Annotated in this window: 6 protein-coding genes; 1 reads left to right on the forward strand and 5 read right to left on the reverse strand. The window is 62.2% G+C overall.

What is annotated here, in order from left to right; genetic code table 11:
* On the reverse strand, positions 1 to 662 hold a 662-nt coding region (locus BLX42_RS08245; protein ID WP_161871540.1), incomplete at its 3' end, for an AlgP family protein.
* A 224-nt stretch (positions 663 to 886) separates the two neighbouring features.
* Here BLX42_RS08245 and BLX42_RS08250 point away from each other — a divergent pair.
* Entirely contained in the window at positions 887 to 1,552 is a 666-nt protein-coding gene (locus BLX42_RS08250; protein WP_119688087.1) for an FKBP-type peptidyl-prolyl cis-trans isomerase, read from the forward strand.
* Positions 1,553 to 1,561: 9 nt separating this feature from the next.
* Here the strand turns inward: BLX42_RS08250 and BLX42_RS08255 are convergent, their stop codons facing one another.
* The 4 genes from BLX42_RS08255 to BLX42_RS08270 form a co-directional block, all read right to left on the reverse strand.
* Positions 1,562 to 2,032, reverse strand: a complete 471-nt coding sequence (locus tag BLX42_RS08255) for an Rsd/AlgQ family anti-sigma factor (protein ID WP_046786962.1) — start codon at positions 2,030 to 2,032, stop codon at positions 1,562 to 1,564.
* A gap of 230 nt (positions 2,033 to 2,262) precedes the next feature.
* Entirely contained in the window at positions 2,263 to 2,769 is a 507-nt protein-coding gene (locus tag BLX42_RS08260; protein ID WP_046786961.1) for a disulfide bond formation protein B, read from the reverse strand.
* Positions 2,770 to 2,992: 223 nt separating this feature from the next.
* Complete coding sequence (locus tag BLX42_RS08265) at positions 2,993 to 4,231, reverse strand: heme biosynthesis protein HemY (RefSeq protein ID WP_046786960.1); 1,239 nt, start codon at positions 4,229 to 4,231, stop codon at positions 2,993 to 2,995.
* Positions 4,228 to 5,309: uroporphyrinogen-III C-methyltransferase (locus tag BLX42_RS08270; protein WP_256671940.1), on the reverse strand; the 1,082-nt coding region annotated here is incomplete at its 5' end. The genes BLX42_RS08265 and BLX42_RS08270, both read right to left, overlap by 4 nt.

Raw genomic sequence — 5,309 nt, forward strand, 5'->3', positions numbered from 1 at the left:
GCAGGCTTGGCCGCAGCAGCGCGCGATGGCGCCTTGGCTGCAGCCGCTTTGGCAGCGGCCGGTTTGGCTGCAGGTTTAGCCGCAGCCTTGGCCGGGGCTTTTACGGCAGCAGGCTTGGCAGCAGCGCGCGACGGCGCCTTGGCAGCGGCGGCCTTGGCAGGCGCTTTTGCGGCAGCTTTGGCGGCCGGCCTTGCTGCAGGTTTGGCCGCTGCTCTGGCAGGCACTTTTGCAGTGGCTGGCTTAGCCGATTTGGCTGCCACAGCCCGCTGGTCCAGTGCCTTGCCAGCAGCCTCACGCACCTTGCCTACACCCTGGGCCAGCTTCAGGCTTTCCTGGGCATCGCGTTTGAGTTGCTGAATATAAGTACGGGTTTGCGTCTGACGCTCTTTGAGCGAGTCGAGCAACGACTCAAGTTCACCAATGGCTTTCTGGGCTTTGCCCTGGGCCTTGGCTTTACCTGCCTTGGCCGCGTCCTGCAACTTCAGGCGACCGTTGTGCAGTTTTTCCTGGGCCTTGCCACGCTGCTTTTCCAACTTTGCCAGCAGTTTTTCCGCATCAGCCAGCGCTTGCGAGCAGGCATCTTCCAAGTGTTCGAGCAAGCTGCCCGAAAGTTGCTGGAGCAGGTGTAACGGCGTACTTACAGGCTTCTTCTTGGCCGACATGGTTTACCTCCTGGCTGACGAGTTTGCGGCTAATACTATGCTTGTGCTGCTACCGCCGCTAGGGCATGTTGACAGTATCGTTGGCGCCGCGTTGCATGCCTGGGCAAAGTTGTTGTCTTGCAGCTGCGTGAAAGTGTAGTTGCTTAGCAAATCGTTGCCGACATTTACGCAAATCGAAGCAACAAGGCTGGCATACTTCGCAGCTCTTGAGCTCGGAGTTGACCATGCCTCGTTATCTTTTTATCGGCCTGTGCCTGGCGGCTCCTATCGCACTCGCCGCCCCCGAAACGGCTCCTGCCAGCGATCACGACGTGGCCTACAGCCTGGGCGCCAGCCTTGGAGAGCGACTGCGCCAGGAAGTGCCTGGATTGCAGCTGGAGGCGTTGGTTGAAGGCCTTCGCCAGTCCTATCAGAACCAGCCCCTCAAACTCGACAAGGCTCGCATGCAAGCCATTCTTCAGCAGCATGAAGAACAGGCGAACAACGCCGCCGTGCAAGCCGAAGTGGAAAAACTGCAAGCTATCGAGGCGCGTTTCATGGCCAATGAACGCGCACGCGCCGGTGTGCATGAGCTGCCTGAGGGCGTGCTCTACAGTGAACTGAAAAGTGGTATCGGCGCGCAGCCCAACCCCAAGGGCAAGGTGCAAGTACGCTATGTAGGCAAGTTGCCTGACGGCACGGTGTTCGATCAGAACCTGCAGCCACAGTGGTTCAGCCTGGACTCGGTCATCGAAGGGTGGCAGGTGGCGTTGCCACACATGAAAGCAGGAGCGAAATGGCGCCTGGTGATCCCCTCGGCACAAGCCTACGGTGCCGAGGGCGCGGGTGATCTGATCGCGCCCTATACACCTCTGGTGTTCGAAATCGAGCTGCTGGCGGTCGGCGGCTGACGTCGACCCTCAGGCCTGGACCGCGTCTTCTTCCTTGTGCGCGTTGTGCAACACCTCGATCAGGCAGTCTTCGAGCTCGAAGCGTTCGTGCAGCAGGCTGCCGAGCTTGCCGAGTTTATCGGCGAAGCGCTCAGTGTCCTTGCAATCACCTTTCTCGCAATGGTCATTGAAAGCCAGCGCAATCTGGGTAATGTCATTGATCCGCGGGTTGATCTCTTCAGCCAGCTTCAGCGCTTTCTGGTCACCAAACGCCTTGGCCTCGGTGACCAGTTGTTCACTGACCTCGAAATGCCAGGCTGACACGTAATCGACAAGCACCGCACAAAAGTCGCGGCTCTTGTCCTTGTCCGCAAATGCCGGCTTGGCATCGCGCAAGGCACCGAAGGCCTGAACCAACTCCTCCCGCTCCTTGAGCCAGGTGTCGATCAGCTTGTGAACCCCACCCCAGCGTTCCTGGGCGTTCTGACAACTATCGAGCATGGCGATCTCTTCCCTTCTGGGTAGATGCCGCTGCACCTCGCACCCCGATCGTGCGGTACAAAGGTGACATCAGCAGGACGGCATCGAGCAGTTGTGTTTTTGGTATGCGTGCTGGGAGATTATTCCCGCGCGTGCTGCCCTTCAAGGTACGCAGCAGACAAAGTTCATACAAGTGTTTAATACCCTGGGGTATCACCACTGGTCGTGCCGGCTACCGCAACCGCGCCAACTCAAGCTTTGCCCAGTGTGCGGAAACGATACGCCAGTAGGCAGGTCAAGGGCAGCACTGCCAGCAGCAAGAAGGCCAGCAGGCTCCATTCGGGCAAGGTCAGGTCGAGAAAGCTCCAGGTCAACGAGCTGCAATCGGGGCCGCCGAGCAAGAGTTGACGGGCCGCTTCACGCCAGGAGCTTTCCACGACATGCCAGAAAGGCGCCGGGCACTCGTGGCTTGTACCAATTTCCCCTTGTATCCAGACATGCCTGGCCGCCAGCAGGGCCCCGGCTGCCGAACAACCCAGGGCTGCTCGCGCATACTGGCACACAGCGGCAACGCCCGACGCATGCACGGCCGCACACAGGCAGATCATGGCATACACGCCCAACAGAAACCGCTGGCTGAAGCACAGCGGGCAAGGCACCAGACCGAGGGTGCGCTCCAGGTAAAAGGACGCGACCAGCACCGCCAACGAGGCAAGGCAGGCCGGTAGAAAAAACGTGCGCAAGCGGGCCGGCAACATGAAAGGTGGTGGTCCCGGGGCAAATTGAGTGGCTTGGAACGGTAGAGGAAAGATGTGCTTTGTTTCAAGGCACTACAGGGGAGATAAGTCACTGAGGGGTAGAAGAAATTTCCACTCGCATTGTGGGAAATTTCTTGCGAAGCGCATTACAGAAGAAAACAGGTATCGCGAGACTCACCAACCACCCCATGAGCCCGCCTTCAGTGCGGGCTCATGGGGCCTCTCAGGCGCGCACGGCCTCGGGCAATGGCAGGGCCAACAACCGCTCATCAAGCAGGCCCAGGCCTTCCTGGAACAGCTGGTTACTGCGTTCGGTCTCACCGAGGCCAGCCAGCAGCCGGGCCAGTTCGGCGCAGGTTTCCGGGTTGCGCTCCATGCGCAAGCTGCTTTCCAGGTAATCGCGCGCCTTGCCCCAAAGGCGGTTCTGCAAGCAAAGGCGTCCAAGCGTCAGCAACAGGCTCGGGTCTTGGGGATGCGCCTTGAGCCAGCCCTCGGCTGTTTGCAGTTGACGCGCCGGATCATCGCCGCGCACCAGGCCATACAGGCGCGCCAGGTGGCTTTCGTAGTCACGTTTGAGGGCAGCGCGTAGTACCTGTTCGGCTTCGCCTTGAGCGCCCACCTGGCGCAGTTGTTCGGCATAAGCCAGCACCAACCGGGGCTCCTGACGCTGGGCCGCAGTCAGCTGTTGCCAGGCGCGCTCCAACGACTGACGGGCGCTTTGCTCATCGTCGCCACGGGTCGCCGCAAGCCCCAGGTTCTGACCCCAGGCACGCTGTTCCAGTGCAGCGAGTTCCTCGGCCGGCAGCACTTTGCCCTTGCGCAAGTCGGGCAACAGGCGAATCAACGCCGACCAGTCGCCGCGCTCCAGATACAGGCGCTGCAACAAGCGCAAGACCTGATTGTTGTGCGGGTGCCGCTCCTGCATGGCCAGCAGGGCTTCCAGGGCGCCATCGCTTTCGCCACGGTCCATCTGCAATTGCGCATGGGCCAGGGCGACCGCCAGTTCCGCCTGGGGCTGACGCTCCAGTGCACGCTCGAGCAGGTTGTCCCTGTCTTCCGTTCGCCCCTGTTCATTGGCCGCACGCGCGGCACCGAGGTAATACAGCAATGGCTGGCGTTCGGCCTCGGCGGCGCGGTGCAAGTGACGTTGGGCGCTGGCCCAACGACCCTCGGCGAGGTCCAGCTGGCCCTGCTCGATTGCGATGCGAATGCGACGGCTGCGGTTACGTCGCGACCAGGGGTTGACCACACCACTGGACGTAAGCACCAGCCCAACCAGATAGCGCAGCAGCCACAACAGTGCGAGCACGGCAACCAGCGCCGCGAGCGCCGCCCACAGCCCGGACTGGTAACGGAAGCCACCGTAGGAAATCAATACGTAGCCGCTGTGCTTGGCCACCGCGATGCCCAGTGCCGCAGCGATCACGATCGCCAGCACGGCCAGCAGGTACACACGTTTCATGGCTTGCTCCCCTCACCCTCGGCAGGCAGATGGCGGCGCTGGATATACGCCTGCACCGCAGCCAGGCTTTCGCTCAGGTCCGGGGTAACCACCGACACCGGTTGCTCGGCCAGCGCATTGAGGCTTTCGAGCATGGCCTTGCTCTGCGGGTTGTCAGCGTTGAAATTGGCCACCAGCACACTGCGCGCATCATCCAGCGCCTGGGTGTAGACCTTGGCGTCGCCATTGAGCGCAGCCCACTGGGCTTGCTCGATGGTCAGGCTCAGGGCCAGGCGCAACTGGTTGAGCGACTGCCCGGCCAGCAACGGACGGACGTTGTCGTCGGCGTTGAAGTCGATCTGGAAGTACTTGGAAATCTCCGCCCACCACTGCGCCAGCCGGCTGGCGCCATCGCCATCGGCGGTCAAAGCACCGAGGGCATCGGCATCGCTGTCGAATTCCGGCGACTGGGCGTTGAGCTGCTGCACCAACTCCCGCTGGGCAGCCAGCTTCAGATACAAACCGGTACGGTCCGGCTGCTGGGTGCTGTTGAGCGTTGCCAGGCTACGCGCCAACTGCTCGCGCGCGGCAAACGAGCCAGGGTCGCTCTGCTCGCGCAGGATTTCGTCGGCGCCTTCGACCAGGGCCTTGGCGCTGGTGATGTCCTGCAGGGCCGAAAGCCGCAGGGTGGCCAGGCGCAACAGGTGCTCGGCCTCGGCCAGGCGCCATTCCTTGCGGCTTTCGCCAAGCACGGTTTCAAGCCGCTGGCTCAAGCGCTGCTGGTCACCCTGCAACTGCGCCACCAGGCGGCGGCGGTCTTCCAGTTCGCTGGCTGCCGGCAGGCTGGCCAACTGGGCACTGATCTGTTGCTCGCGCTGCTGCAGTGCAGCGGCACGCTGGCTAAGCGCCTCGAGGTGCTCACCCTGGCTCAGCTCACTGCCTTGCAGATGCCGCACCTGCCAGACACCCCACCCGCCCACTGCGACCCCAGCGGCACCCACCAACAATGCCAGCAAGGCCAGGCCTGTGCCGGAACGTTTGGCAGGTGGGGGGGTGACGGGTTGCGTCGGCTCCTGCGCCGACGGCTGATCATTGTGGG

The organism is Pseudomonas sp. SG-MS2, from assembly GCF_009933855.1.
Lineage (GTDB): Bacteria > Pseudomonadota > Gammaproteobacteria > Pseudomonadales > Pseudomonadaceae > Aquipseudomonas > Aquipseudomonas putida_E.

Coding starts and splice junctions, on each gene's coding strand:
- BLX42_RS08265 (WP_046786960.1), bottom strand. CDS start 4,231: ATGAAACGTGTGTACCTGCTGGCCGTGCTGGCGATCGTGATCGCTGCG.
- BLX42_RS08255 (WP_046786962.1), bottom strand. CDS start 2,032: ATGCTCGATAGTTGTCAGAACGCCCAGGAACGCTGGGGTGGGGTTCAC.
- BLX42_RS08260 (WP_046786961.1), bottom strand. CDS start 2,769: ATGTTGCCGGCCCGCTTGCGCACGTTTTTTCTACCGGCCTGCCTTGCC.
- BLX42_RS08250 (WP_119688087.1), top strand. CDS start 887: ATGCCTCGTTATCTTTTTATCGGCCTGTGCCTGGCGGCTCCTATCGCA.